Source organism: Acinetobacter lactucae (genome assembly GCF_013122135.1).
Classification (GTDB): domain Bacteria; phylum Pseudomonadota; class Gammaproteobacteria; order Pseudomonadales; family Moraxellaceae; genus Acinetobacter; species Acinetobacter lactucae.
Genome location: NZ_CP053391.1, coordinates 3,418,296 through 3,445,126 on the forward strand (window position 1 = coordinate 3,418,296; position 26,831 = coordinate 3,445,126).

At 40.9% G+C, this 26,831-nt stretch carries 22 protein-coding genes; 8 read left to right on the forward strand and 14 right to left on the reverse strand.

Annotated elements, in window-relative coordinates:
- Window positions 1-13 precede the first annotated feature (13 nt).
- From rlmN to HLV59_RS16005, 6 genes are all read right to left on the reverse strand, one after another.
- Window positions 14-1,249, reverse strand: coding sequence for a 23S rRNA (adenine(2503)-C(2))-methyltransferase RlmN (gene rlmN / locus HLV59_RS15980; RefSeq protein ID WP_002115097.1), 1,236 nt, complete (start codon window positions 1,247-1,249; stop codon window positions 14-16).
- Window positions 1,250-1,372: 123 nt separating this feature from the next.
- Window positions 1,373-1,804 carry a nucleoside-diphosphate kinase gene (ndk, locus tag HLV59_RS15985; protein ID WP_003654870.1) on the reverse strand — a complete coding sequence of 144 codons (432 nt, stop codon included), beginning with the start codon at window positions 1,802-1,804 and terminating at the stop codon, window positions 1,373-1,375.
- Window positions 1,805-1,917: 113 nt separating this feature from the next.
- Window positions 1,918-2,118 (reverse strand): Fe-S cluster assembly protein IscX, encoded by a 201-nt coding sequence (gene iscX, locus HLV59_RS15990; RefSeq protein ID WP_004698764.1) that lies wholly within the window; start codon window positions 2,116-2,118, stop codon window positions 1,918-1,920.
- 99 nt (window positions 2,119-2,217) lie between these two features.
- Window positions 2,218-2,769 (reverse strand): phosphatase PAP2 family protein, encoded by a 552-nt coding sequence (locus tag HLV59_RS15995; protein WP_016144298.1) that lies wholly within the window; start codon window positions 2,767-2,769, stop codon window positions 2,218-2,220.
- A 24-nt stretch (window positions 2,770-2,793) separates the two neighbouring features.
- Window positions 2,794-4,083: a glycosyltransferase family 4 protein gene (locus HLV59_RS16000; RefSeq protein WP_171430674.1), complete on the reverse strand. Its 1,290-nt coding sequence runs from the start codon at window positions 4,081-4,083 to the stop codon at window positions 2,794-2,796.
- A gap of 138 nt (window positions 4,084-4,221) precedes the next feature.
- Entirely contained in the window at window positions 4,222-6,405 is a 2,184-nt protein-coding gene (locus HLV59_RS16005; protein WP_171430365.1) for a carboxy terminal-processing peptidase, read from the reverse strand.
- A gap of 192 nt (window positions 6,406-6,597) precedes the next feature.
- On the opposite strand from HLV59_RS16005, the gene nagZ reads away from it, so the two are divergent.
- Window positions 6,598-7,617, forward strand: a complete 1,020-nt coding sequence (gene nagZ, locus HLV59_RS16010) for a beta-N-acetylhexosaminidase (protein WP_171430366.1) — start codon at window positions 6,598-6,600, stop codon at window positions 7,615-7,617.
- Between the two features lie 83 nt (window positions 7,618-7,700).
- Window positions 7,701-8,543, forward strand: coding sequence for a class I SAM-dependent methyltransferase (locus tag HLV59_RS16015; RefSeq protein ID WP_171430367.1), 843 nt, complete (start codon window positions 7,701-7,703; stop codon window positions 8,541-8,543).
- 56 nt (window positions 8,544-8,599) lie between these two features.
- Here the strand turns inward: HLV59_RS16015 and HLV59_RS16020 are convergent, their stop codons facing one another.
- On the reverse strand, window positions 8,600-9,913 hold the full coding sequence (locus HLV59_RS16020; RefSeq protein ID WP_171430368.1) for an alpha/beta fold hydrolase: 1,314 nt from the start codon (window positions 9,911-9,913) through the stop codon (window positions 8,600-8,602).
- Between the two features lie 299 nt (window positions 9,914-10,212).
- On the opposite strand from HLV59_RS16020, the gene HLV59_RS16025 reads away from it, so the two are divergent.
- On the forward strand, window positions 10,213-11,478 hold the full coding sequence (locus HLV59_RS16025) for a glutamate-5-semialdehyde dehydrogenase (RefSeq protein WP_031947319.1): 1,266 nt from the start codon (window positions 10,213-10,215) through the stop codon (window positions 11,476-11,478).
- Between the two features lie 112 nt (window positions 11,479-11,590).
- Here the strand turns inward: HLV59_RS16025 and HLV59_RS16030 are convergent, their stop codons facing one another.
- The 5 genes from HLV59_RS16030 to edd all read right to left on the reverse strand — a co-directional run bounded on the left by HLV59_RS16030 (window position 11,591) and on the right by edd (window position 17,962).
- A complete protein-coding gene (locus tag HLV59_RS16030; RefSeq protein ID WP_171430369.1) occupies window positions 11,591-13,219 on the reverse strand; it encodes an NADP-dependent glyceraldehyde-3-phosphate dehydrogenase in 1,629 nt (542 codons plus the stop codon).
- A gap of 165 nt (window positions 13,220-13,384) precedes the next feature.
- Window positions 13,385-13,897, reverse strand: coding sequence for a gluconokinase (locus HLV59_RS16035; RefSeq protein WP_016144290.1), 513 nt, complete (start codon window positions 13,895-13,897; stop codon window positions 13,385-13,387).
- A 17-nt stretch (window positions 13,898-13,914) separates the two neighbouring features.
- The gene (locus tag HLV59_RS16040; RefSeq protein WP_016144289.1) at window positions 13,915-15,273 is read right to left on the reverse strand and encodes a GntT/GntP/DsdX family permease; all 1,359 of its coding nucleotides are present in this window, start codon (window positions 15,271-15,273) and stop codon (window positions 13,915-13,917) included.
- A 185-nt stretch (window positions 15,274-15,458) separates the two neighbouring features.
- Complete coding sequence (gene eda / locus HLV59_RS16045) at window positions 15,459-16,088, reverse strand: bifunctional 4-hydroxy-2-oxoglutarate aldolase/2-dehydro-3-deoxy-phosphogluconate aldolase (RefSeq protein ID WP_016144288.1); 630 nt, start codon at window positions 16,086-16,088, stop codon at window positions 15,459-15,461.
- 20 nt (window positions 16,089-16,108) lie between these two features.
- Window positions 16,109-17,962, reverse strand: a complete 1,854-nt coding sequence (gene edd / locus HLV59_RS16050) for a phosphogluconate dehydratase (protein WP_016144287.1) — start codon at window positions 17,960-17,962, stop codon at window positions 16,109-16,111.
- A 660-nt stretch (window positions 17,963-18,622) separates the two neighbouring features.
- Between edd and HLV59_RS16055 the strand changes: the two genes are divergently transcribed.
- From HLV59_RS16055 to HLV59_RS16075, 5 genes are all read left to right on the forward strand, one after another.
- Window positions 18,623-18,742, forward strand: coding sequence for a hypothetical protein (locus HLV59_RS16055; protein WP_079748237.1), 120 nt, complete (start codon window positions 18,623-18,625; stop codon window positions 18,740-18,742).
- Window positions 18,724-19,926: an acetate/propionate family kinase gene (locus HLV59_RS16060; RefSeq protein WP_057104935.1), complete on the forward strand. Its 1,203-nt coding sequence runs from the start codon at window positions 18,724-18,726 to the stop codon at window positions 19,924-19,926. Before HLV59_RS16055 ends, HLV59_RS16060 begins: the two co-directional genes overlap by 19 nt.
- A 41-nt stretch (window positions 19,927-19,967) precedes the next feature.
- Window positions 19,968-22,112: a phosphate acetyltransferase gene (gene pta, locus HLV59_RS16065; protein WP_171430370.1), complete on the forward strand. Its 2,145-nt coding sequence runs from the start codon at window positions 19,968-19,970 to the stop codon at window positions 22,110-22,112.
- A gap of 228 nt (window positions 22,113-22,340) precedes the next feature.
- Complete coding sequence (locus HLV59_RS16070) at window positions 22,341-23,867, forward strand: fumarate hydratase (RefSeq protein WP_002115045.1); 1,527 nt, start codon at window positions 22,341-22,343, stop codon at window positions 23,865-23,867.
- A 141-nt stretch (window positions 23,868-24,008) separates the two neighbouring features.
- A complete protein-coding gene (locus tag HLV59_RS16075) occupies window positions 24,009-24,563 on the forward strand; it encodes a DUF2059 domain-containing protein (RefSeq protein ID WP_004794750.1) in 555 nt (184 codons plus the stop codon).
- Between the two features lie 24 nt (window positions 24,564-24,587).
- On the opposite strand, the gene HLV59_RS16080 is transcribed toward HLV59_RS16075, so the two are convergent.
- Window positions 24,588-25,304: a DUF2846 domain-containing protein gene (locus HLV59_RS16080; protein WP_016144284.1), complete on the reverse strand. Its 717-nt coding sequence runs from the start codon at window positions 25,302-25,304 to the stop codon at window positions 24,588-24,590.
- 152 nt (window positions 25,305-25,456) lie between these two features.
- Window positions 25,457-26,770 (reverse strand): ATP-dependent Clp protease ATP-binding subunit ClpX, encoded by a 1,314-nt coding sequence (gene clpX / locus HLV59_RS16085; protein ID WP_171430371.1) that lies wholly within the window; start codon window positions 26,768-26,770, stop codon window positions 25,457-25,459.
- Window positions 26,771-26,831 lie beyond the last annotated feature (61 nt).

Sequence of the window (26,831 nt, forward strand, 5' to 3'; positions counted from 1 at the left end):
GCCTGCCCTCAATTTATCCTTGTGTACGCAAAATCTCTTGACGCTGTGTCACTTTTTTCTGCCACTGTTCAGCACGGCGGGTTCTATCAGCCACTTGCCCCACTAACTGTCCACATGCAGCATCAATATCATCACCACGTGTTTGACGAATCGTACACACAAATCCAGCATCAGACAAAGTTTTTTGGAACGAGATAATACGATTTCGGCTTGAGCGACCATATGGCGCATGCGGGAACGGGTTAAATGGGATCAAGTTAATTTTACTTGGTAAATTTTTTAATAATTTAATCATTTGCTGTGCATGTTCAGGCTGATCATTTACGCCCTCTAACATCACATATTCGATGGTCACATGTTTACGCGTACTTTCATTACCATCTTTGGCAATATAACGCTGGCATGCTGCAATTAACTGAGCCAATGGGTATTTTTTATTAATTGGCACAAGCTCATTACGTAACTCATCATTTGGCGCATGCAAGGAAATTGCTAAAGCCACATCAATATCTTTTGCAAGCTGGTCAATTTTTGGTACAACACCTGACGTTGATAAAGTCACACGACGTTTAGACATGCCATAAGCAAAGTCATCAAGCATGATCTGCATTGAGCTTAATACGGCATCATAGTTGAGCAGTGGCTCACCCATGCCCATCATCACGACATTGGTCACTGAACGCTCACGCTCGGCAACTGGCACTTCTTCCATATAAGAATAGTTTGCCATCCAGAGTTGCCCAATAATTTCATCTGGCGTTAAATCACGTTGGAATCCTTGTTTACCTGTTGAACAAAATGAGCAGTCTAATGCGCAGCCCACTTGAGAGGAAATACAAAGTGTTTTACGTAATCCAGTTTTATCCTCGGCAGGAATTAATACAGTTTCAACTAAAGAACCTGCACCCTCACCTACGCGAAACACCCACTTACGTGTACCATCTTTTGAATAATGACGGTGAACCACTTCAGGTGCTTTAATTTCACAAATCTGTTCAAGCTTTGCACGTAATTTGCCAGAAATATTGGTCATTTCAGCAAAATCAGTGACAAAGTATTGATGTATCCATTTCATGACCTGTCCGGCACGAAACTTCTTCTCACCAATATCTTCAAAGAATTTTTCCAACTCAGGACGAGACATGCCGAGTAAATTCACTTTATTTTCGGCAGCAGGGATTACCGGCGTGGACGAAGATTGCTGCTGTCCATCAAGATTTTCAGATGAAACGACCACTGCAGAACTCATGTGTATTTACCTAAACCATGTCAAAAAACTGAAGATATTGTTCAAGAATCAAACAATATTCTCTTGAGAGAATAAAAAAACCAGATAAGTAGTATACCACTTATCTGGTTTGAATGCTTTCGATTAACGAGTGCGTGGGCAGATCTCGTTGTCAGCAAAGAAGTAAGCAATTTCACGCTCTGCAGAAGCAACTGAGTCAGAACCGTGAGCAGCATTTTCGTCGATGCTTACAGCGAAGTCAGCACGAATAGTACCAGGAGCAGCTTCTTTAGGGTTTGTAGCACCTAAGATTTCACGGTGCGCAAGAACTGCATTTTCACCTTCAAGAACAGATACTACAACTGGACCAGAAGTCATGAATGCAACTAAGTCACCAAAGAAACCACGTTCTTTATGCTCAGCATAGAAGCCTTCAGCATCAGCTTGAGAAAGATGTTTCATTTTAGTCGCAACAATTTTTAAACCCGCTTTTTCAAAACGAGCAAAAATATCACCGATATGGTTTTTAGACACAGCATCAGGTTTTACGATAGACAAAGTACGTTCAATAGCCATGAGTGGCTCCTTTATTTTAAGATTTAAACTTTAAAAAATTTGCCGCATTATACCGATGTCATAGGCAATAATCAGCTTTGAATGTGTAAAAGTTGCGATTTTTTCTACTGTTTTTAGCGAACTTCGTCTATCCAGGCCATTTGAATCCCTTCTAGCAATCCTTCTGTCGATTTATTTGGGTCATCACTGAAGTCTGGTAATGCGCACACCCATGCATGTAAATCGGTAAAACGGATCCATTGCGGATCAACTTCTGGATGTGCTTCTGACAATTCAATGGCAATATCAATCGTATCTGTCCAACGTAAGCCCATAGCGGCTCCTATCTGTTTAATCTGCTAAATCACGAACTGTGTACTTTAGCAAATCCACAAACCTAATCGATAGCTTAAGCTGATAAAAATTACCGATGCCTATAAAGCGATGTTCAATAATGGCGCCACAAAAATAATCATTGCCGCGACTGCTGCACCAATTAGGGCACCTACAATCACATCACTTGGGTAATGCAGGCCCAGTACCATTCGAGACAAAGCGACAAGCACCATAAATGGGAACATGGCTGCAAGTAAAACAGGTTGGATATAACCCAACACAATTGTCACCATGACCGCATGAAGCGTATGACCCGATGGAAAACTAAAGTGATCAAGCGGTCTTTCACCGAGCACAATCACCTGATGCACCTGATAAGGACGCGGTCGCGTTGTTTTATGTTTTAAGAATTTATAGATTGCTGTGCCGACAGAACCACCTAATAATAAGTAGATGATTTGCAAACTATAGGTGATGCCTTGCATCCCCCACACGATTGCCAGCATTAGATACCAAAATGGACCATCACCCACACGACTAATGATTTTGAAAAAAAGGGCAACACGCTGTGAGTGAGAGAAATTGTTAAGATATAAACAGCCTCTCAAATCTAAATCGAGTATTTTTATTTTTGCATTCTTAAGTTTCATGGTCATTCTCCTATCTTAGGATACTTAAGTGAAGTCCAACGAAGGCTCCTTCACTACCTGATAAAATGCCTGCTCCAATTGCTGAACCGGAAGTTGCCAACCGCTTTGCTGTACTTTATGACAGGCTTGTACGCCCATTTCTCTAAGTTGTTGTACTGAAGGAAGCTGATAAATTTGTTGTATAAAGTGACTTTTTTGTCCAAGTGGGCTTAACCAGCCATTCACACCATGGGTTAAGTATTGATGTGCACATGCATAATCATACGCGATAACTGGCAAACCGCTCGCCATTGCCTCTAAAACTACGTTACCAAACGTTTCAACTTGACTCGCAAATACGAATACGTCAGCACTCGCATAGGCAGCCGCCAAATCTTGACCTCTCAGACTTCCGGTAAAGATAACACCCTTCGCTTCAGGTAGTAACTTTAAACGAGCAAAATCTGGGCCATCTCCAACAATAACTAATTTAGTTTTATGAGGCTGAATGGTGTGTATGTTGGCATAACTTTCAATGAGCACTTGCACTTCTTTTTCGGGAGACAAACGCCCTACATAAAGCATAACGCGGGTATCCTCATCGGCATCCCATTGTTTTCGTAGATTTTCAGAGCGATGCTTTGGTGAAAATCTTGTGGTATCGACTCCGCGTCCAACTACTACCAGCGGGCACGTAATACCGAAACCTCGTAATGCTTCTTGTGTATCTTTACTCGGCACACAAGTCACTTGAGTGTTATTGTGAAACCAGCACAGGTATTTTTGAATCGGTTTGACTAAAAAAGCCAAATCGAAGAATCGACTAAAATCTTGAAATGGCGAATGAAAGCCACTAGAAACCGGAATAGCTTTTGCCTTAGCAGCTTGCATGGCAGTTAAACCTAACGGTCCTTCGGTCACAATATGAACCACATCGGGCACAAACTTTTCAAAAGCTTTCGATACTTTTAAATATTGTGGCCAACCAAATTGCAAAGTCGGATATTTTGGAATAGCTTGTGACATCACCAGACATTCTTGCTCTGGCGTAAAGTCATGGCATTTTGCTTTTTGCTCTGGACGAATCAGTAAAATCTTATGCCCCTGTTTTTGTAAACCTTGGCATAGTTGTAATAATGAAAGTGCCACACCATTAATTTCAGGTGGCCAAGTTTCCGTCACAATCGCAATTTTTAAACGTGGGCGCACTAAATCATGCAGTGAATGCGTATTAGATAGCTGCTGCTTTTGTTTAAAAAAGAATTGGAAGCTTTCAGGAAGTTGCTGTTGTTTTAATAGTGCTGTCGCGTATGAGCTTTGCATAGCGCCATCCATCAATGTATTTATTTTCATGCTTAAAGATTAAGCAGTTTTTTTGACATTTTGATGATAAATGCGTGACAGTTTACTGACATGAAAAATAAAAAAAGCACACTGATAACAGCATGCTTTTCTCTTAAGACCTAGTAATACTTAGCGATTTTGCAATTTTGCATAGTCCATGAGTACATTTGCAGCTTCAGTCACAAAAGTTTCTTCCTCTGGTAATGCAGGGCGTTGAGATGCTTTCATTTTAGCGCGAGATTCAGCTAGAGCATCTAATGAAGCTTGATAGCTTTCCCAGTTTGCAAAAGGCTTTTGACCTGTTGCAGCACGGCGTTCATTTTCTGCATCTAAAGTTTGTTTCTCTAAACCAAGTAATTCAGCACGGCGTTTATCAATATCAAGCACCACTTGTTTCTGATCACTTGTTACCTTGGCGATTGCAGTACGTTTATTTAGATATTTAAACTGAGCATCATTACCAACACGTTGTTCAGAGAATTGAGACAACTTTGTCACATAAGGCTGAACTGAACCTTCACGCTTAAATGGTGCAGTAGGAATCGTATCCCACTTCAAGGCATTCTTCGATTTACGCTCACCGAATTCTTCGTTATAAATATCGACGAGTTTAATGTCTGGCACTACACCTTTATTTTGTGTACTACCACCCGTAATACGATAGAACTTACGCTGAGTTAAGGTCGCTTGACCATATGCCAGAGTATCAAGTTGTACCTGAGCTGTACCCTTACCAGTCGTTGTACTACCAATAATAATACCGCGCTCATAGTCTTGAATTGCAGCAGAGTAAATTTCACTTGCTGATGCCGAAGCCAAGTTCACCAATACAGCGAGTGGACCTGTGTAAATTTGCTGGCCGCCATCGTTATCTTCAAAAACGCTTACATTGCCATTACCATCACGAATTTGAACAACCGGACCAGACTTAATCACCTGACCCAACATACGTGCAACTTCTTCTAATGAACCACCTGGGTCATTACGTAAGTCAATAATAATCCCTTCTACTTTCTTCGCTTTTAGCGCTTCAAAAGCATTTGCAGTATCTTCAGAAACTGAACGGTATTGTTGACCTGCACGACGTGAACGATAGTCAAAATAGAATGATGGAATTTCAATTACGCCTAACACATGCTTTTTACCATCACGTGTTACTTCAACTGTGCGTGAACGAACACCAGCATCTTCTTCTTGAATGACATCACGCACTAAAGTCACATTACGTGCTTGACTCATTGATGCGCCAGCACCAAGAAGCTTTAACGTGACTTTTGTTCCGCGTTTACCACGAATGAGTCCAACAATTTCAGAACTTGTCCAACCAATCACATCAACCATTTTCTCGCCCTCTTGAGCGACACCAATGATTCGATCTCCTGATTTCACTTGGCCAGACTTACTTGCAGGACCACCTTCTACAATGGTTTCAATCTTGGTGTAATCTTCGTTGCCACGCTCTGGACGAATCGACACACCAATACCTTCGAGTTGTAAGGTGGTTTGGCGATTTAGTTCGATCGCATCAATTGGCGGATAATAGTTACTATGTGGATCATAGGTCGCCAACATTGCATTTAATGTTTTGTCCAAGACGTCATCGCTTTTCACACGACTAATTCTTTCAAGCTGACGTGTATAACGTTTAGTTAACGTTTGAGCTGGCGTTAAATCTTCTGGGCCAGTTAAATCTTGACCATTTGCAAGTGAAGGATTTTCTTTAAGCGCTTTTTGTTTCGCCTGCTCTTCTTCACGGCTAATGGTTAAGTTGATTAACTGTGAAACCAACATTTTGCGCCAATGATTTTGTTGCTCAGCCGTCGTTTTAAAATACGGTGCTTTTTCACGATCAACTTCAATATAGCTATTTGGCTGTTTTAAATTTTGTGGTTTTTTTAATTCAGCCAACATGAACTCATAAAATTGTTTTAGGCGTTCACGATATTGCTGATGAATAGTAAAAGGCCCCGTTAAGTTGCCTGCTTTTAATGAAGCCCCAAAATTTGAACCATAGAGTTTTTTATAATTTTGAACTTCAGCATCTAAAAATAGTGAGTGATCTGGATCAAGATTATCTAAATACATATCGAGAATACGATTTGATGTGGTCGCATCCAGACGCATATTTAAATAATGTTGGCGATCAACTAAAGTTGCCAGCTGACGAGCCACCAAAGCTTGTTCTTGCGTTGGCTGGATCGATTGAGAAACAGCAGCAGTATTCGTTGCTGCTCTCGCTTCATTCATCGTATGAGAGAAGAATAAACCGCCAGTCGCGATCGCTACTGCACAAGCTATAGTTTGAAGTTTCATAAATTTTTAATACTTCCTTGGGTGTTCCTATCTTACACGCTCTGTTTTCGATATGAACTAAGCAGATTCAAAATCTTAACCAACTAAATTGTTTATACCGTGTAGTTTTATCATATTCTGTACTGACAAAATGTAGCAAAACATTGCAAAATTCGCTTATTGTTTTTCAATCAAAATTCAAATGGAACCAATATGATTGGCGCATTGATGCTGGATATCGCCGGCACAGAACTTACTCAAGAAGATATTGAACTATTACGCGCTCCGCAAGTCGGTGGCATGATTTTATTTGCACGAAATATTGAATCTCCACAACAAGTCCGTGCATTAACGGACCATATGCGTCAAATTCGTCCAGATATTTTAATTGCTGTCGACCAAGAAGGTGGTCGAGTTCAGCGCCTAAGATCGGGTTTTACCTTATTACCAGCTATGGGCCGTTTCGGAGAGTTATATTTAACTCAACCACAAAAGGCTCTTGAATTAGCTGAGCAGTGCGGCTGGCTCATGGCAACTGAAGTGCTTGCTGTCGGTATCGATTTTAGTTTTGCGCCGGTTTTAGACCTTAATGCAATTAGTGACGTGATTGGCGATCGTGGCTTCTCTAAGAATATTGATGATATTGCTCCACTTGCCGGCGCATTTATGCAAGGCATGAAAAAAGCTGGAATGGCAAACACAGGCAAACATTTCCCTGGCCACGGTTCAGTGAAAGCCGACTCTCATGTTGCAGCTGCAATCGATAGCCGTAGCTATGACGAAATTTACAACCACGATATGCAAAGCTTTATTAAGCTTATGCCTCAGCTTGATGCGCTCATGCCAGCACATGTGATTTACGATCAGGTTGATCCAAATCCAGCAGGCTTCTCACCTTTCTGGATTCAAGAGGTTCTACGCAATCGTTTGAATTTTAATGGCGTACTTTTCTCTGATGACTTAAGCATGCAGGCTGCATGTGTAGCAGGCGGTGCAGATGCACGTATTCAAGCTGCTCTGGCAGCTGGGTGTGATATGGGGCTGGTGTGTAATGACCGTAGTGCAGCCTGTACAGCACTTGAAGGTATTGCAAACTTAGAGCTACCAAATCAAGAGCGTTTAGAACGCATGCGCGGTCAAATTCCACAAATTCAGATTAGTGAAACCTTATCGCTAGGAAATGAGTGGCAAGCTGTCAAAACAGCCATTGAAGAGTTTAAGAATTCACTCTAAATTCTAATGTAAGACTATATTTGACTGATAATTAAAAATTGTCAGTCAAACCACAGAAAAACAATAAACCGAGTTCAGGACGAATGACACAACAACTTTCAAAACACCGCCATATCTCTTTTACAGCTCACTATACGGGTTATATCTGGTATCAAATGGGGATCTCTCATGAAGCACTTGCCACAACCAAAGGCAAATCACTGGCTTATTTGGTTCATCCAATAGAATCATGGGCAGAGAAATATGTAGGCGGTAGTATGCGTACGACACTTAAACAACGCCACACCATGCTTGACCATCATTTAGAACAACTCATTCAAGAAAGTCCTGATTTACAGGTGCTTGAAATAGCATGTGGCCTGTCTCCACGTGGCTGGTGGTTTAGACAACATTACCCTTCTATTACCTATCGGGAGCTTGATTTGCCCGATATGGCACAAACCAAACAAAATGCGTTACAGCAAATTGAAAAAAATGCACCTGAAATCTTATCAGTTGATTTATTTACAGAAGCTTTTGAACAAGCATTTAAAGTATTTGACCCTAACCGCCCATTGGTTGTAATCAGTGAAGGTTTGATTAACTATTTTGACAAAGATTTATTAAAACAACTGATTCAATCAATTGCGCACTATGGTTCGTCTTTTAAAAAGTTTCACTATTTAACTGACCTCTACCCTGAGCCAGTTAAAAACAAACTTGCCAGTATTATCTGGAACAGCAGTAAATTACTTAAACTCATGTCTCGAAGCTCGTTTAGTTTTCACTTTAAAACGCCACTTGAGGTGAAAGACTTTTTTGAAGATGCAGGATTTAATCAGGTGAGTGTTGAACAACCACAAATATTCTTTGGACAAGTTTCTAAAGAGAGAGGTGAAGAACATTTAGGCGACTTAGTTTGGACCATTCACGCCCAAAAAAAATAATAAATATAAAAAATGGAAGCTCGAAATAAACGAGCTTCCATCTATAACTATCATGATTAAACTGCTTGTTTTTGACGAGCAATAAAACGACTTAAACGATCAGCAAGTTCAAAACTACCATGTTTAAATAAAGCTCGAATACCCTGCTCGGTACTTTCAAAAATCAAGCACTCAATTGCAAAACCGCCCTCTTCATCTTCTAAATGTAGTGCCAAATCACGTGGATGATCATTTACAAAATTAAGCTGAGAAACATCATCGATTTTTAAATACATACCGAAGAAAGTAACATCAACAATTGTTACAGGTACCTGCACATCACACTCTCGGTGAGTCAGTTGAGTTTTTGGCTGCAAAACCCGAACTCGCTCTTCACCACGGCGTTCCATGTTTTGCATTTGTTCACGTGTCATTGGAATAATGCCATCCAGATTTTGGATAGATTCACCTTTCAAAAATGAAGTGAACAAACTCATGGTTTCTTTACGGCGCTGGAGCTGTGGTACATGATCTGCATTTGCAATAAGTGCAAATTCCATATCAGGACATTGCAAAGCGAAATTGGCATTTTCATGAGGCAGAGTAAAACTATCGTACTGCCCGGCTGCAACCAACGTTTTGCATTCTGGAATAGGTACATCCGTTAAACGCAAAAGACGATTACAGTTAATTTCATAACGTTCTCGCTCAGTACCCGTAAACTCAGCCATTTGCCTAAAAAATAATTTTTTGGCCGTAGGTGACATGCGGGTTTTATCCAATTTTGCATGATTAACTAAATACAAAATTACAGCTTGCCCAAACTCTTCCATGCGGTTTTCTTGCATGAGTTTAAGTGACTCTTCCAAAATCATTCGCCAACTTTTTCGAGTCTTTTGCATAACCCCCATTAAGATCATACGATCCATCAAATCTGGGCGATGATAAGCAAAACAAGAGGCAATGACTGAGCCCAACGACATTCCCATTACAGAAACTTTTTGTATTCCAACGATATCTAACCAACGTCCTAACATTTCAGATAAATCAGGTAGTTCTAAACTACCTGCAGATATTCCTGTGTCTCGATTGGTAATTTGCTGGTTTGCTCCCATTGAAGGTAGATCAATTAAAATGACCGGACCACTTTCAAACAATTGTTCAACACAATATTTATAAGAATTAAAATTTTGGAAAGCGCCGCCTACAATCACAATTGGCGTATTGTGAATTGTTTTTGGGTCGGCAATTGCCATATATTCGATTTTCCAGCCGTCGATCCATGTTGTACGCGCTGGTTGTTTAAAACTATCTCTATGATAGATATCGAAAAAGCCAAAACCGGCATAAGCTTGGTTAATCTCCGAATCCATTTGAATAATGGAATTCATATCCTTGCTTCCTCCTTGCTGTAATTTTTTTATGCTGCAAGAGTTCCTTCTTGAACACGTAATCTTTTATGCACAAATCTTTAAAATTTGTATTAGTTTGTATTGCACAATAACATTCTAAACAATTGTCTGAAATATACGCAATCGCTGAAATGACCGCTCATCTTGTTTAAGTCGCTAATAGTTTGCAAAATATTTAAATGTTTTTTTATGGTGGTCACATTTTTGAAAAAAAGCCATTCATTGTTCCGCATTTGACTGCTACTATCGTAGTCATTGGTAAATGATTAAAAAATGCTATGCAAGATTCAATTGAACAATATATGCAAAAAGTTGGGCAACAAGCACGCGAGGCTTCTCGTGTCCTCACAAGTGCTTCTACCTCACTAAAAAATCATGCTCTCTCTGCTATTTATACTGCTTTAGAAAATAATCAGGCAGCTATTTTGGCAGCGAATCAAATCGACATGGATAAAGGTCGTAGCAACCAGCTCGACAGCGCCTTGCTTGATCGTCTTGAACTTACACCTGCACGCATTAAAGGCATGTTGCAAGGCTTAAAAGACGTGATTGCACTTGTCGATCCTATTGGGGAAATTACTGATCTTGCATATCGCCCCACAGGCATTCAAATTGGAAAAATGCGTGTACCTTTAGGTGTTGTTGGGATGATTTACGAATCACGTCCAAACGTAACACTTGAAGCTGCATCTTTAGCGATTAAATCAGGCAATGCCATTATTTTACGTGGTGGTTCAGAAGCACTCGAGTCGAACAAAGCAATCGCAGAAGCGATTAAACATGGCTTAAAAGTTGCTGGTTTACCTGAACATTCAGTACAAGTTATTGAAACCACTGACCGTGCAGCTGTTGGTCACCTTATTACCATGGCGGAATATGTAGATGTCATTGTTCCACGTGGTGGCAAAAGCTTAATTGAGCGTGTAACCAACGAAGCTCGTATTCCTGTCATTAAACATCTTGATGGTAACTGTCATGTGTTTGTAGAAGCTCAAGCAGACTTACAAAAAGCATTACCAATTACTTTAAATGCCAAAACACATCGTTACGGTGTTTGTAATGCGATGGAAACACTGCTTGTTGATGAAAAAATTGCAGACGTTTTCTTACCACACATTGCTGAACTGTATGCTGAAAAACAAGTTGAGTTACGTGGCTGTCCAGAAACACGCCGCATTTTGGGTGCCTCTGTAAAACCTGCGACAGAAGAAGATTGGTACACTGAATATTTAGGGCCAATTCTTGCAGTTAAAGTGGTGAGCGGGATTGATGAAGCAATTGACCATATCAACAAATATGGTTCACATCATACTGATGCCATTGTGACTGAAAACTATACTTTGGCTCGTCAGTTCTTAGCTCGCGTAGATTCAAGCTCTGTCGTGATTAATGCATCAACTCGTTTTGCTGACGGTTTTGAATATGGCTTAGGTGCAGAAATTGGTATCTCCACCGATAAAATCCATGCCCGTGGTCCTGTTGGCTTAGAAGGCTTAACTTCTCAAAAATGGATTGTGTTAGGTGACGGACAAATTCGCCAGTAATCAATTTAATATAAAAAAAACGCCTGATTAATTTCAGGCGTTTTTTATTACTCAAATTATGAGTCACTATAAAAAACCAGCCCGAAGGCTGGCTTTTTTATTCATATATTTATTAGAAAATAAAGTCGGTATTCACAAATTTAGAATAGTGCTCAGACACCATAGAAGCCAACATGCCTTTACTGTCATCTGTCTGTTTAGCAGCAATCATAGAACGGATTGAGAACGCTCGCAAAGCATCATGCACAGACAGTGTACCTTCCGCAGAATCTTTACGACCACCGAACGGGAATACATCAGGGCCACGCTGACACTGACAATTGATGTTCACACGACAAACCTGATGGACTAGCGGATCGACTAAATGACCAATTTGCTCAGGGTCGCTACCAAAAATACTCACCTGCTGACCATGATCAGAAGTAGTGACATAGTCCAGCACAGTTTCGATGTCATCATAAACACAGACTGGTATCACTGGACCAAACTGTTCTTCGCGATACAGCCTCATCCCCTCCGTCACTGGATAAACTACAGCTGGATAAAACATCGTTTTACAGAATTCACCACCTTCAGGATTAACCACTTTTGCGCCTTTAGCCACAGCATCTTCAATGACTTCAGTCATGTAGGCTGTACGGTGCATACCTGGCAACGGAGTAATAAACACTCCTTTTTCCCAAGGCATACCCACTTTCAGTTTGGCCAGTTCAGCCGTTAAGCGCTTAACAAATTCATCGGCTATCGAGCGATGCACCATCAGCATTTTGAGCGCAGTACAACGCTGACCATTAAACGACAACGCACCTAGCAGACACTCTTTCACTGTCAGATCCAAGTCAGCATCCGGTAAAATAATGGCTGCATTCTTCGCATCCAGCCCCAAAATCGCACGTAAACGATGAGATTTAGGATGCTGTTTTTTCAAGTGATCAGCCACTTTACTAGAACCAATCAGTGCCAATACATTAATTTGCCCAGAGGCCAGTAGGTGAGGTACTACCAGAGAGCCTGGCGCATAAATAGTATTGATCACACCTTTTGGAAATGATTCACGGAATGCTTCAAGCAATGGTTCAAACAATAAGGTACCAAATTGAGGTGGTTTGAAGATGATCGTGTTCCCCATCAACATAGCTGGAATCAGAGTCGCAAAGGTTTCGTTCAGCGGGTAGTTGTATGGTCCCATACACAATACTACGCCCAACGGGGTACGACGGATTTGACCAATAGTACCTTCAGCAATCACAAAGCGGGAGTTGGCATTATCTAGATCTTTTAGAGCATCAATAGTTTGACGCATATAGGTGACAGTGCGATCAAACTCTTTCTCAGAGTCAGTCAAACTCTTGCCAATTTCCCACATGATCAGTTTAACAATCAGGTCTCGCTGCTCCACCATACGCTGAATGAAATTTTGCATACAGCCAATACGCTCAGCAACTTTCATCATTGGCCATTCACCACGACCATTATTGTAAGCACGTACCGCCGCGTCTAGTGCTTCGTCGCTTTCTTTCTCACCCATGACTGGATAACTGCCAAGCTCAACTTGCTGCAAGCTACCATCAGACTGCTGAATCCAGATTGGAGACAATGTTTTCTTGGTTGGACCAGCCCATAACTTCAACTCACCGTCCACTAGTGAGACACGCTGATGAATCTGGGATGGTAGACGCACGTTCTCAGGAATACTGTCCACTATAGGAAATTTCTGCTGCAAATTATTTGAATGACTCATTCTTCTTATCTCCAATTATTTATATATTTATGCATTTATATATTCGAGACTAGACCACTATGATCAGTCCTGTTTCCTGTGAATACCAGTACTATTACCAGTATTCACTTTGCTTAAACCGCAGGCCACAAGCCTTCAAGATATTTGTAATATTTTTAAATAAGGTTAACCACGACACACACTGTCAGTTATCCCCAGTTTCTGCATAACCTGCACAACTATTTGTTCAGGTGTTAATGCAATATCAATCGTTATTGCCTCATGGGCATCAGGTTCTTCTAAAGTATCAAGTTGAGTCTGTAATAATGAAGGGTCGAAAAAATGGCCTGCCCGCTCAGCAAGACGTTGCTGTAACAGCTCATATGAACCTTTCAAATAGATAAACTGCACATTTTGGTCAGAGCCACGTAAAATATCGCGATAGACTCGCTTTAGGGAAGAGCAAGTAAATACCGCAGTTTCACCTGCTTGTTGTTTCTCTTCAATGACCTTACGAATAGCTTGCAACCAAGGCATGCGATCCTCATCAGTTAAAGGAATACCTTGACTCATCTTGCTTTTATTTGCAGCCGAATGCAGTGTATCGCCATCGAGAAATTCACAAGCTAGCTGCTCTGATAGCAACTCGCCGATTAGTGTTTTGCCTGTTCCACAGACACCCATTGCAATCACGATCATGGATTACTTACCTCTAATTATAAAATAGTGCTAAGAAGTAGCGTGAAAGTTAAACCCAACACCGAAATAATCGTTTCCAATACCGACCAAGTTTTGAGTGTCTGCCCTACTGTCATACCAAAATATTCTTTGATTAACCAAAATCCTGCGTCATTTACATGGGAGAAAATCAATGAACCCGAACCTGTAGCAAGTACTAAAAGTTCTGGTCTAACGACAACACCAGCCGTAGCTGCAATTGGCGCAACAATACTACAAGCTGTAGCCATCGCAACCGTTGCCGAACCTGTTGCTAAACGAATCAATGCGGCTACCAACCAACCTAACAATAACGGTGATAAGTTTGCCTTCAATGCTGTAGAGACGATCTCATTAGAAATACCGCTATCACGCAAAATACCTCCAAAACCACCACCTGCACCTACAATCAACATGATTCCGGCAATTGAAGCTAAACACCCGCCACAAAACTTCTCAATTTGTTCACGGTTAAAGCCCTGCATCGTACCGAAAGTGATAAAGCTGACTAATACAGCAATCAACAATGCAATATCAGAGGTACCAATGAAACGTAGCAAATCGTTTGCAAAAGTCTGTGGTGCAAAGAAAAGATCTGCCCAACTTCCGATCAACATCAACACTACCGGTAGCATGATCGTAAATAAGGTGATACCAAAGCTTGGTAACTCACGGGTGCTAGTCGTATCTGCTTCAATAAATTGCTTTGCTAACGGGTTATTTTCAGGCAATTTGACATATTTATTGATCCAGAGCGCATACAATGGCCCTGCAACAATTGCCGTTGGTACACCAACCAACAAACTGTAGGCAATTGTTTTACCAATATCAGCATGATAAGCCTGCACAGCTAACAATGCCGCTGGATGCGGTGGAATTAAGCCATGTACAACCGACAAACCGGCAACCATTGGCAAGCCAACAACCAGCAGGGATTTTCCTGTTCGTTTAGCAATGTTAAATGCAATTGGAATGAGTAGGACGAAACCGACTTCAAAAAATACGGGAAGCCCAACAATAAGGGCAATAAACATCATGGCCCAGTGAATGTTTTTCTCACCAAACCATTTAATTAAGGTAATTGCTATTCGTTCAGCACCACCCGACTCAGCCATCATTTTGCCGAGCATCGTTCCTAGCGCGATTACAATGGCAAGGTGGCCTAGGGTTTTACCAGTACCAGCTTCATATGACTTAACAATATCGCCCATTGGCATGCCAACAGCTAAAGCTAAACCGAGTGAAACAATAATAAGAACTAGAAATGGATAAATTCTAAACTTCGCGATCATGACCACTAAAGCAATAATCGCGATTACAGTGTAGATCAGTAACATGCCACCCTGAACCGTCTCCATGGGACACTTCTCCTTGGAATAATTATTTAGGCACATTGCCTAAACAAAGGTCTTCAACCACAGTAATTCCTACTGTTAAGACACTAAATTTTTATATTTAGGTGTGACCAGCACAAACTGGTCACATCAATACAGCCTTTAAAGCACATAGAATGCACTTCATTTTTTATAAATATCGACTACATTTACAACGCTCTCAACTGACTCGCAATTTGCGCTAAGCGAGTAATTTCAGCCCAATCTTGTGCAGCTACAGTAGCTTTAGGTGTTAACCATGAACCACCCACACAAACTACGTTTGGTTGCTTTAAGAAATCCGGTGCTGACTCTGCCGTAATTCCCCCTGTAGGGCAAAAACGCAAGTTTGGAAATGGACCATAAAATGCTTTTAGCATCTCAACGCCACCAGCCTGTTGAGCTGGAAAGAACTTCACAATGTCATAACCCAACTCAATCGCTTGAATCAGATCACTTGGTGTCATCACACCCGGCAATAAAGGTAAACCAGCATCTTGTGCAGCCAAATGCAGATCTTTAGTCAGACCGGGAGACACGCCAAATTGAGCACCTGCTTTTTTGGCTTGCGCACAATGTTCTGGCTTGGTAATCGTACCTACACCTACCACAATGTCATCTGCCAACTGGCTTGCACGCTCAATAGCGGCAAGACCAGCAGCGGTACGCAATGTAATTTCAAGGACTTTTACACCACCTGCATGCAACGCACGTGATACATCTTCACCTTGCCCGGCAGAATCAAATGCCAATACGGGAATAACTGGACCTAATTTGACGATATCTTCAATTTTAATCATTATTTTTCAGTTCCTTTGATTCAAATCTGCTCTGGTGAAGTTTCACCAACTAATGCACCAAATACAGATGCTCCATGTTCAGCTGGCGCAGCAGCAGCACGGAATACACCAAATAATTCACGGCCAAAGCCAACTTCGTTTTCTGCCTGATGTTCTGGCTGTGCAACAGGTCGTGACTGCCAAGTCTGTTCATCTATTTCGACATCGAGTACGCCAGCCTCTGCATCAATGATCAACATATCTCCTGTTTGAACTTTAGCAATCGGCCCATTTAATAAGGCTTCTGGAGATAAATGAATCACTGCAGGAACTTTGCCTGAAGCACCAGACATACGACCATCAGTGACTAAAGCAACATGGAAACCTTGATCTTGTAAAACACCCAACACAGGCGTCAAACGATGCAACTCAGGCATACCATTCGCACGCGCACCTTGGAAACGAACAACTGCAATAAAGTCGCGGTGTAATTCACCACGATCAAATGCTGCTTGCACTGCTTCTTGAGAATCAAACACAATAGCTGGTGCTTTAACTTTGCGATGCTCAGGCGCAACAGCAGAAATCTTGATAACACCACGACCAAGGCGACCTTGCATTAAACGCAAGCCACCATCTGGTTGAAACGGCGCGTCAATGCTACGGAGTACTTTGTCATCAAGGCTTTGAACCACACCATCAACCCAAGTGAGCTTACCGTCAATCAATTTCGGTTCTTTGGTGTAATGCTGTAAACCCTTACCAGCCACTGTCGTTACATCGTTATGCAACAAGCCAGCTTCAAGTAAGTTACGAATGAGGAAAGCAACCCCACCCGCAGCTTGGAAATGGTTTACATCGGCCTTACCATTTGGATAGATTTTTGCGAGCAAAGGAACAACAGCAGACAACTCATCAAAGTCATCCCAGTCAATTAAGATGCCAGCTGCACGTGCAATCGCAATCAAATGCAAAGTATGGTTGGTTGAACCACCTGTAGCGAGTAATGCCACAATGCCATTGATAATGGCTTTTTCATCAATAACATGACCAATCGGCGTGTAGTTTCCGCGCTCAACTGTTAAATCAAGTACACGAATCGCCGCTTCTGCGGTAAGTGCATCACGTAATGGCGTGTGAGGATGAACAAATGCAGCGCTTGGCAAATGCAAGCCCATTACTTCCATCAGCATTTGGTTACTGTTAGCCGTACCGTAAAAAGTACAAGTTCCTTGTCCGTGATAAGCAGCTGACTCAGCTTCTAGCAAAGCATCTCGGCCAACCTGACCTGTTGCAAATTGCTGACGAATTTTGGCTTTCTCGTCGTTAGATAACCCACTGGTCATGGGGCCAGCTGGCACAAAAATAGTAGGTAAATAACCAAACTGCAAAGCACCGATCAGTAAGCCCGGTACAATCTTGTCACACACCCCCAGACATAAAGCTGCGTCAAACATGTTATGAGACAACGCGATCGCTGTGCTCATCGCAATAGTTTCACGAGAGAACAGTGAGAGCTCCATACCGGCATTACCTTGGGTAATACCGTCACACATCGCAGGAACACCACCTGCAAACTGTGCCACGCCACCATTCTCACGAGCGGCTGTTTTAATTAAATCTGGAAATGTTTTATAAGGTGCATGGGCCGACAGCATTTCGTTATATGACGATACAATGCCAATATTGGGTTCACGGCCGACTTTAATAATTAATTTTTCATTATCGTCCATACTGGCAAAACCATGAGCCAGATTAGCGCATGAAAGTGCCCCACGAGCAGGAAATTTGCCTTGTGCATGTTCGATACGTTGTAAATATGCAGAACGAGTTTTTTGACTGCGCGCGATTACACGCTCGGTCACTTTTGCCAGTATAGGATTCGGCAAGTCCATGCTGGACGCTCCTGTACAACCGGATAAGCCGGAAAATAAAAATAGACCAAATGATATATTTGACGATCATTTAGAAAAGAGATTAACAATATTATTAAGGCGAAAAGCGACATGCAAGCCCTTGTCCGCGCTGTGGTAATTGCCTAGGCATTGGTATTAAAGACAAATAATGTTTAAGTTATAAGCAAAATACTAATTTTATTTTGGACTATATTTACAATGTAATTAAGCATTAAAAAGTATGAGAAAATTCTCTTAATATCAAAGTAATAATAACGCTTTTGCAAATGTATAAATACCTATTTAATTGTACTCATTCTTATATTTGAAATGTTTATAATTTATTCTTTTTAACCTACATAATACCTATTAAATCTTAATTTAAATTACGTATATTATTTGTAATATACCTCTCAAGACTGATTAAAATAACTGCACATATTTTCCCTAAAAAAATTTAGAGAGAATATTTGAAAATTACATTAAATAGAAATTTACTTTTTATAAATATATACAAAAAACTGTTTAATTCTTCTACAAAAAAACCATGAATACAGTGCTTAAGCTTTATACTGGACGAATATTAGTTAGAAATAATTTGATGGTCGATAGTGCTTAAGTCTAATGGGCTAAAGTCTATCTTGGACAGAAAAACAGCACATGTTAAAACATGACAACCCGTTCAATCTGTATCAAAAAATAATACGTGTTGAGCAGGAAGTTAGGAAAACTATTTTAAATCAGGACTTGGGTATTTCAACGTGGCTACATCAGTATTAGTTATCAATTGCGGTTCTTCATCTATTAAATACGCACTGGTTTCAGAGCGCCGTGAAGACCGTATTTACGGTTTAGCAGAAAACTTGGGGGCAGCTGACGCTCGTATTAAGGGAATTACAGTCGGTGGTGAACCACTTGAACTTTCAATCCCTTATGCTGACCATGCCAAAGCTTTAGAAACTTTACTTGCACGTCTTGCCAACTACAAACCGCAGGCAATCGGTCACCGTGTCGTACACGGTGGTAGTTTAACCAAAGCAGAATTACTCACTCCTGAAATTATTGAACGTATTCGTGCTGCGACACCTTTAGCCCCACTTCATAACCCAGCACATTTAATTGGTATTGACGCAACCGTACGTCTATTCCCTGAATTACCGCAAGTTGCAGTATTCGACACTGCATTCCATCAAACCATGCCACCGCATGCATACCGTTATGCAATTCCTAAGTTTTTATATACTGACCACAACGTCCGCCGTTATGGCTTCCATGGTACAAGCCATGCTTATGTGTCTGATAAAGCAAGTGAGCTTGCAGGCAACCTGAAAAAAGGTGGATGGTTAACAGCACATCTAGGAAACGGTAGTTCAACTTGCGCAGTATGGAATGGACAAAGTGTTGATACCTCTATGGGCCTTACTCCACTTGAAGGCGTGGTTATGGGAACACGTAGTGGTGACGTTGATCCAAGCTTACATAGCTTCCTTGCCAAAAACCTCGGTTGGGACTTAGCAAAAATTGATAAAGTTTTAAATAACGAAAGTGGCTTACTCGGCTTATCACAACTGTCTAATGACATGCGCACAGTGATTGAAGCTGCCGAAAATGGTAATGAAGATGCCACTCTTGCAATCGAAGTATTCAGTTATCGCCTTGCAAAATCACTTGCTGCATTAAGCTGTGGTTTACCAACTTTAGACGGGTTAATTTTCACAGGTGGTATTGGTGAGAACTCAGCTTATATTCGTGAAAAAACCTTAGCTTATTTACCTCATTTTGGTTTGCAGCTTGATAAAGATCAAAACAACAACCTAAAACGTGGCACTGAAGGCCGAATCGACAACGGTACAGGACCTCAAATTTGGGTCATTCCAACAGATGAAGAAGGTCGTATTGCCAAAGAAACTCGTCAAGTTGTAGAAGCGGCAGAAAATACAGCATCTGTAGCAAGCCTTGCTTAATTAGAGCTTAGCGAAAACTCGATATTTATTTATAGGTTTATATGAATACAATTTTATTGATTCCTACAGGCGAAGGGGTTGGCTTAACCTCTGCCTGCTTAGGCATGATTTACGCACTTGATTGTAACGGGATTAAAGCAGGCTTTTTAAAACCATTTTCTCAAGAAGACCAAGAGCATCTTGACCGAACCACTTCATTATTTGGTCATTTATTTCAAAGTAAAACTGTTCAATCTATTTCGCATGAAAAATTAACTCAGCTTATTGCCGCTGGGGAAGTAGATGAATTACTTGAAGAAGCTGTTAGCCTCCACCGTAGCGTTGCAGCAGACCATGATGTCATTATTGTGGAAGGCTTATTACCAAACGGACAAGATCACTTTGCCAGTGAGCTCAACGCAAGTCTTGCACAAGCACTTGATGCAGAAGTCGTTTTGGTCAGCACAGCAGATATTCAAAACCCAAAAAAAGCCGCAGAAAAAGTAGATGCTCATTTACGCCAGTTTGGCGGTGCAGCGTCAAATCGTACTGCTGGCGTACTCTTTATGCGTACCCGTGGATTAACCGAAGAAACAGCACAAATTCCTGTTGCGTTTGATCCATCGTTACGTCCAACTGAAGAAATCGCAAAATTTACAAGTGAGCTGCAAAAATATAATCGTTATTTTGGCTCAAGCGACTTACCGATTATTGGACTTGTTCCTTTTAGCAATACGCTGAGCGTACCAAGAACACTTGATATAGCCAGCGTTATTGATGGGCAATGGGTACATCAAGGTGAAGCTAAAACACGTCGTATTTTGCATTCGAGTTTAATTGCTTCAAGCATTGAATATGAACTGAATAAGTTTATTGCAGGCGAATTGATTATTAGCGCATCTGAGCGTACAGACGTATTACTGGCAAGTAGTTTGGCAACCAGCAATGGTATTCCTCTGGCTGGTTTAGTTCTTACCGAAAGAGAAGCGCCAGCACCTGAGCTTTTAGAGTTTTGTCAAAGTGCAATTAAACAAGGTTTACCAATTTTACATACCCGTTTAAATACACTTGAAACCGCACAGCGCCTGTCTAATTTTGGTAATGAAATTCCAACTGACGATACTAAACGTGCTGAGCAAGTGACCCGATTTGTTTCAAGTCATATTGATGTTGAATGGCTTAAGCAGCACAGCAACAATGCTGCTACCCCTCGCCTGTCGCCATCGGCTTTCCGTCATGAACTGGTACAAAAATCGATTGCAGCGAAAAAACGGATTGTGCTACCTGAAGGTGATGAACCACGCACCATTCAAGCTGCAGCAATTTGTCAGGCACGTGGAATTGCTGACTGTATTTTGCTGGCAAAACCAGAAGCTGTTCAGGATGTTGCAAAAGCCCGCGGTATTGAATTACCAGCTGGATTAGCAATTGTTGATCCTGATAGTATTCGTGACCAATACGTTGCGCCAATGGTTGAGCTACGTAAAGGCAAACTCAACGAGCTTCAAGCGAAAGAACAGCTTCAAGATACGGTTGTGCTCGGTACAATGATGTTAGCTTTAGACGAAGTAGATGGCTTAGTTTCAGGTGCGGTACACACCACAGCAAATACGGTCCGCCCAGCATTTCAGCTCATCAAGACAGCACCTGAATATTCACTGGTTTCATCAATCTTCTTTATGCTTTTGCCAGATGAAGTTTATGTATATGGCGACTGTGCAATTAATCCAGACCCTACAGCAGAACAACTTGCTGAAATTGCCATTCAGTCGGCTGACTCAGCGAAAGCGTTTGGAATTGACCCGCGTATTGCCATGATCAGCTACTCAACCGGTACTTCAGGAACAGGTGCTGATGTTGAAAAAGTACAGCAAGCAACTCAAATTGCTCAGCAACGTCGTCCTGATTTACTGATTGATGGTCCACTTCAATACGATGCAGCTTCAGTTGAAAGTGTGGGACGTCAAAAAGCACCAGACTCACGTGTTGCTGGCCGTGCCAATGTATTTATTTTCCCAGATTTAAATACGGGTAATACCACTTACAAAGCGGTACAGCGTGCTGCAAATGTTGTGAGCGTTGGACCAATGCTGCAAGGCCTCAACAAACCAGTCAATGACTTGTCTCGTGGAGCATTGGTAGATGACATCGTCTTTACCATTGCATTAACAGCAATTCAGGCAGAACAGCAAGCCGCTGCCAAATAATTAATATAATTAACCTTTACTACCTCTCGCCATTTGATGTCCGCTCAAATGGCTTTTTTTATTTTAATCACTCAAAAATAAATAGTTTTTCTGATTTCTTACGTTTAAATCGCTTCAAATCTTCTTATGCGACTTTCGGTCAAAAGATCAACCAATCTCCCACAACGCTGTCTTTTTGTCATATAATTTAGCCCGCTAGCTAACAGCCCGCTCAAGAGATTTTCTGGTATGACAACGATTATCAAACAAGATGACTTGATTACATCAATCAAGGACGCCCTACAGTTTATTTCGTACTATCACCCGCAAGACTTTATCCAAGCGATGAGCCGTGCTTATGATCGCGAAGAAAACAAAGCCGCAAAGGATGCAATTGCACAGATTCTAATTAACTCTCGCATGTGTGCGGAAGGTCATCGTCCAATTTGCCAAGATACTGGTATTGTTAACGTTTTCCTTGAAGTGGGCTTAGATGTTAAATTTGATTTAACAATGAGCTTAGACGATGCGGTAAATGAAGGTGTTCGCCAAGGTTACCTTGAAAACAGCAACGTTCTTCGTGCATCTGTACTTGCTGACCCTGCATTTGGTCGTAAAAACACAAAAGATAATACCCCTGCTGTAATCCACTACAAACTCGTTCCGGGTAATAAAGTAGATATTACTGTTGCTGCTAAAGGTGGCGGTTCAGAAAACAAATCTAAACTTGCGATGCTTAACCCATCTGACTCGATTGTTGACTGGGTTCTTAAAACTGTTCCAACAATGGGTGCAGGCTGGTGTCCTCCAGGTATGCTCGGTATTGGTATTGGTGGTACTGCTGAAAAAGCCATGATGCTTGCTAAAGAAGCGCTCATGGAAGAAATCAACATGGACGAATTACTTCGCCGTGGACCAGAGAACAAAATCGAAGAACTTCGTATCGAAATCTTTGAAAAAGTAAACGCTCTTGGTATTGGTGCTCAAGGCCTAGGCGGTTTAACGACTGTTCTTGATATTAAGATTAAAGATTACCCATGTCATGCTGCTGGTAAACCAGTAGGTATGATCCCTAACTGTGCTGCTACTCGTCATGCTCACTTCCAGCTTGATGGTACAGGTGTAGCTCATATTCAAGCACCAAAACTTGAAGACTACCCATCTGTAACTTGGGACTCTTCACAGTCTAAACGCGTAAACCTTGATACCATTACTCAAGAAGAAATGGATTCTTGGAAACCGGGTGATACATTACTTCTTAGCGGAACAATGTACACAGGTCGTGATGCTGCTCACAAACGCATGGTTGAAATGATCGACAATGGTGAAGAATTACCAGTTGATCTTAAAGGTAAATTTATTTACTACGTTGGCCCAGTTGATCCAGTAGGTGATGAAGTCGTTGGTCCTGCTGGCCCTACAACTGCAACACGTATGGATAAATTCACACGTAAAGTATTAGAACATACTGGCCTATTCGGTATGATCGGTAAAGCTGACCGTGGCCCTACAGCAATTGAAGCAATCAAAGACAACAAAGCAACTTACTTAATGGCAGTTGGTGGTGCGGCTTACCTCGTATCTAAAGCTGTTCGTGAAGCTGAAGTTGTTGCATTTGCAGACTTAGGTATGGAAGCCATCTACAAATTCGTAGTTGAAGATATGCCTGTTTCTGTTGCAGTTGATGTAAACGGTACTTCAATTCACGCAGTAGCTCCAAAAATCTGGCAAGCGAAAATTGGAAAAATTCCAGTAGTCGATGCAGCAGCTGGCTAATCAAGAAAAGCACCGAATTCGGTGCTTTTTTTATGCATTCTTTTTTATTTTAAAATCTGAAAAGAATTGTAACAATTACTTTGTCAATCTGTGCTATTAATGAAAGCACCCACTCGCCATATATTGAATATAGGTCATTTCATGACTATTCGCCCTATTCTTAAAAATCTCTCAATCAGCCTTTGTCTAAGCTGTATTACCACAAGCTTGTTTGCCTCTCCTGCCAAGTTAAGTTCAGTTAAAGAACTCATGCAAATGAGCCAAATTGATTACCTACTTAAAGAATCAATTAATGAATTAACGCCTTACTATGATCAACAGGCAGAACAGATCGTTAGTAATATCACGGGTATCAAAACTTTAGGACCAAAAGAAAAAGAGGCCGCGAAGAAGTTAGGTTTACTCCTAAAGGATTCGAGTAATCAGCTCATTAGCAATCCAAAAACCGCTCAAGCCTTACAGGATATTTACCTAAAGACTTATACTGAAGAGGAAATTCAGGCTAATCTGAAATTTTTAAAAACCCCAGAAGGCCAATCAATTACGCGCAAAAATGTACAGATTATGGGGCAAATTTCAGAATATATGATGGAGTTGGGACAGCAAACATTTAATGATCCTAAAGCACGAGATCACATGCAAGAAGAGATGCTTAAAATTCTCGCACCGTTGATGAAAGATAAAGAAAAGTCTTAACTTTTCTTTATCTTTTTCAGCTCATTACCAAGTTAATGGATTCCATAATTTAAATGGTTTAATCAGGTGTACATCTGATTTTTCGTCATATTTGGCTGGCTTTAATTCTTGTGGTTTATTGCGTATTTTTCCTGAAGCATCTTCAGCCACAAAATTGTAGCTAGAGGATTTAAGCTCGGTAAATGCTATCTCTCTACGACCAATATTGTCTTGCATTAACATAAATGGGCCAGTGTGTTCACTTCGGTCCATTTTATTTTCTTCATCATATTTCAAATAATAAGACGTGCCTGCCTCAACAGTAATATCAATATATTTTGGTTCTTGAAAATGAATACCCAATAAAGGGCGACTCGCAGAAAGACGATAGGTTCCTGCTGGTAATTCAATCCAATAATAATGATTATGTAATAGACTCGGAATGCGCTTACCATTCACAAAGAGATTAATTGCTGCGATTTCCTGACGATTCCATTTTGTGTCTGGTCGATATAAATAAACTACAGCAGCTTGTTCATTTTGTGGTTTGATTGGAGCAAATGTCTGGCCTAATTTTTGGTTGACCCAGCCTCCTACAGTAAAACCGCCTAAATGATATTGATCTAATAAACCAGGTTCTTTTTCAACATCAACTTTAGGTAGAGTCGCGGTCAATTCACTCGGATTTTTTTCTAAATGAGATGAACTTTGACAGCCTACAAACAGTCCGGCACAGCACAAAGATACGATTAAATAACGCATGGCACCCCTCAAAGCGTTTTGTTTTTGATTTATTTTTTACACCGCAAAACTATGCGTATTTTGTATTTTTAAGATTAACACTACCCATATAAATTGAAAACAAAAAAAGCATGAATCACGAGCGCGATTCATGCTTTTTAGATGAATGAAATCTATGCAGACTTCGAGTCAATAACCTTTAAATCTGCCTTAGCAACACTTTCATGCGTTGTAGCTTCTTTAGGTTGGCGTTCAGTCTGATAAACAGGTTCTGCTTCACCATTAATGACTGCTTCATTAATAATGACTGTTCCAACATCTGTACGACTTGGTAAATCGTACATAGTTTCAAGCAGCACGTTCTCCATAATAGAGCGTAGACCACGCGCACCCGTATTACGTTCAAGCGCTTTTTTAGCAACAGCACGTAATGCAGAATCTTCAAAGATCAGATCAACATTTTCCATAGTGAAAAGATATTGATACTGACGTGTTAATGCATTTTTTGGCTCAGTCAAAATTTGCATTAAAGCTTCTTCGTCTAGCTCTTCAAGTGTCGCAATTACTGGTAAACGACCAATGAATTCTGGAATTAGACCAAATTTCACCAAGTCAGTTGGCTCAACCTGACGGAACAATTCAGCAAGCTTTTTGGTTTCATCTTTGTTTTTAACATCAGCTGTAAAACCAATACCGCCTTTCTCTTGACGCTGTTGTACAATTTTTTCCAAACCAGAAAATGCACCACCACAAATAAATAAGATATTTGAGGTATCAATTTGGATAAACTCTTGCTGTGGATGCTTACGACCACCTTGAGGCGGAATCGAAGCCACTGTACCTTCAATCATTTTTAATAATGCTTGTTGTACACCTTCACCAGACACATCACGCGTAATTGATGGATTTTCAGATTTACGAGTAATCTTATCAATCTCATCGATATAAATAATACCCTTCTGAGCTTTCTCTACATCGTAATCTGCTTTTTGCAAAAGCTTTTGTACAATATTTTCAACATCTTCACCCACATAACCTGCTTCGGTTAATGTTGTAGCATCTGCCATCGCAAATGGAACATCTAAAAGGCGAGCTAATGTTTGCGCAAGTAAAGTTTTACCCGAACCTGTAGGTCCAATCAGTAGAATATTACTTTTAGCAATTTCTACTTCTTTAGACACATGTCCATTATGACCAACTTTTAGGCGTTTATAATGGTTATAAACCGCAACAGATAATGTCTTTTTGGCAAGATCTTGACCAATTACATATTGATCAAGCGCAGCACGTATTTCATGTGGCTTTGGCAATGCCTTACTTGCCCAGTCCCCTGCTTCAACCTGTTGGCTGGTTTGTACAAGGTCTAAGCAGACATCCACACATTCATTACAAATATATGCGTCCTCACCCGCAATCAGTTTCCCGACTTCAGACTGCGTTTTACCGCAAAATGAACAATGTTTTTGTCCTTGAGGATGTTCGGACATATTCACTCCACAAATAGAATCTTAAATATTAGGGCAAGATGCACTGCATAAATAACTAAAT